Below are 1914 nucleotides of genomic sequence, written 5' to 3'. Positions count from 1 at the left end.
CCGCTTCCGCGGCAATGCTCAGGCCCATGCTTCCCGTGCCGGGAACCATGACGCCCATGCCGTTCTTGAGCAGGTTGGCGCTTACCGCAACCTCAAGCCTTTCCGGCGTGAGGCCGAGGGCTTCCGCTGCCTGAGCGGCAGTGAGCGCCACAGCCACAGGTTCTGTGCAGCCAAGGGCGGGCACGACTTCTTCATGCAGCAGATCTATGAATGATTGCCAGTTTTGATTCATGAATGCTCCGTCATTGACGGTGTCTGCAACGCTCCCAATTGTCCGTTATCGTTGAAAACACCTTCAAGAATAAGGGCCAGCGCGCCATCGCCGGTCACGTTGCAGGCCGTGCCGAAGCTGTCCTGCAAGGCAAAAATGGCGATAAGCAGAGCAACGCCCGTGGGGTCAAAACCAAGAACACCCGTAACAATGCCAAGCGAAGCCACAACCGTGCCGCCAGGAACGCCGGGCGCGCCCACGGCAAAAATGCCGAGCAGCACGCAGAAAAGAATCATGGTCCCTACCGAGGGCAAGGCTCCGTAGAGTATAAGGCTGATGGTCATAACAAAAAACGTTTCCGTCAAAACAGAACCGCACAGATGCACCGTGGCCCCCAAAGGAATCATGAATTCCACCATGGTGCGGCTGAGCACGGGCGAGCGGCGGGCGCACTCCAGCGCCACGGGCAGGGTGGCCGCACTGGACATGGTCCCCACAGCCGTGAGGTACGCGGGCAGATAGTAACGAAAAACCTGTGAAGGATTCCGCCGCGAAACAAGGCCGCCAATGCCGTAAAGAACCGCAAGCCAGATGAACTGGCCCACAATGACCAGAGCCACCATGGACACAAAGACAGGCAGATGCCTTGTAAGCGAGCCTTCATAGGCCAGGCCCATAAATGAAAGGCCCACAAAAAAAGGCAGAATGGGAATCATGACCTTATTGATGAGCCAACTGACGACCTTTTCCAGTTCGGCAAAAAGCTTGCTCATGGTTTCCGATTTTGTCAGGGCCACGCCCAGGCCGAAAAGCAGGGCCAGGGTCAGGGCGCTCATAACGCTGAAAAGCGGCGGAATATCAAGCTGAAATATCATGTTCGGCAATGTCCGCAGCGTTTCGGTGGCAGAAGAGATCGAAAGGTGCGGAATAATCAGATAGCCCGAAAATGTGGAAAAAAGCGCTGCCCCCAGCGAAGAAACATAGGCCAGCAGCACGGCCACGACCAGAATTTTGCTGGCCTGCTGCCCCAGACGGATGATGGCCGGGGTAATGAAACCCACGATAACCAGAGGCACAAGAAAGAAAATGATCTGCCCCAGAATGTGACGCACCGACACAACCACGTTCATGACGCTTTCATTCACCACAAAACCAAGCAAGGCCCCCACAACCAGGCCAGCCAGCAGCTTGAACACAAGCGCCATGTCACCAATCTTGGCCATTACCTTCTCCCTCTCTGTTTTCGGGCAAACCACGTCACAGCCCGTGTTCCAAGGTTGGGGAAGTGCTGATCAAAGGCCCTACCCGCTGCCTCCAGAGCCGCAGACCGGGCAGGAGCGAAACATGTCCAGGCAGGCGTTCCGCATACGAAGCGGCTCCGGCGCAGGCAAGGGCAAAAGAGTGTTTATCAGCACATCCTTAGCTCCATAGACAGACACTTTGACCATATTCCAGCGGAAGGCATTAGGCAACCGTAACGGATCGCAATCCTTTGCCTGTAAAGGGACAGGAAAACGGCGCAAAGCTGACTGAACCACCTGCGAACGTGGCACAACGGCGCACAAGGCAGCAAACCCCGGCAGACGGCGCTTGAGCCGCCGGCTCATTTCATTCACAAGCTGCCCCGGACACCGCCGCGACATGCATGCGGGCAAGACAGGGCATGCGGCCGCCCCGCCTCAGGAAGAAAGCTTCATGAGCAC

At 56.9% G+C, this 1914-nt stretch carries 1 protein-coding gene and 1 pseudogene; both read right to left on the bottom strand.

All coding sequences use genetic code 11. From position 1 onward, the window contains the following. Positions 1-232: pseudogene (locus V6C16_RS12190) on the bottom strand (serine dehydratase subunit alpha family protein); the annotation flags it as partial. Further along, positions 229-1434, bottom strand: coding sequence for a dicarboxylate/amino acid:cation symporter (locus tag V6C16_RS12185; protein WP_333535263.1), 1206 nt, complete (start codon positions 1432-1434; stop codon positions 229-231). The pseudogene V6C16_RS12190 and the gene V6C16_RS12185, both read right to left, overlap by 4 nt. Positions 1435-1914 lie beyond the last annotated feature (480 nt).

The sequence above is a fragment of the Desulfovibrio sp. 1188_IL3213 genome (assembly GCF_036763145.1).
Lineage (GTDB): Bacteria > Desulfobacterota > Desulfovibrionia > Desulfovibrionales > Desulfovibrionaceae > Desulfovibrio.
This window is presented reverse-complemented; position numbering and strand designations above follow the sequence as displayed.

Coding starts and splice junctions, on each gene's coding strand:
- V6C16_RS12185 (WP_333535263.1), bottom strand. CDS start 1,434: ATGGCCAAGATTGGTGACATGGCGCTTGTGTTCAAGCTGCTGGCTGGC.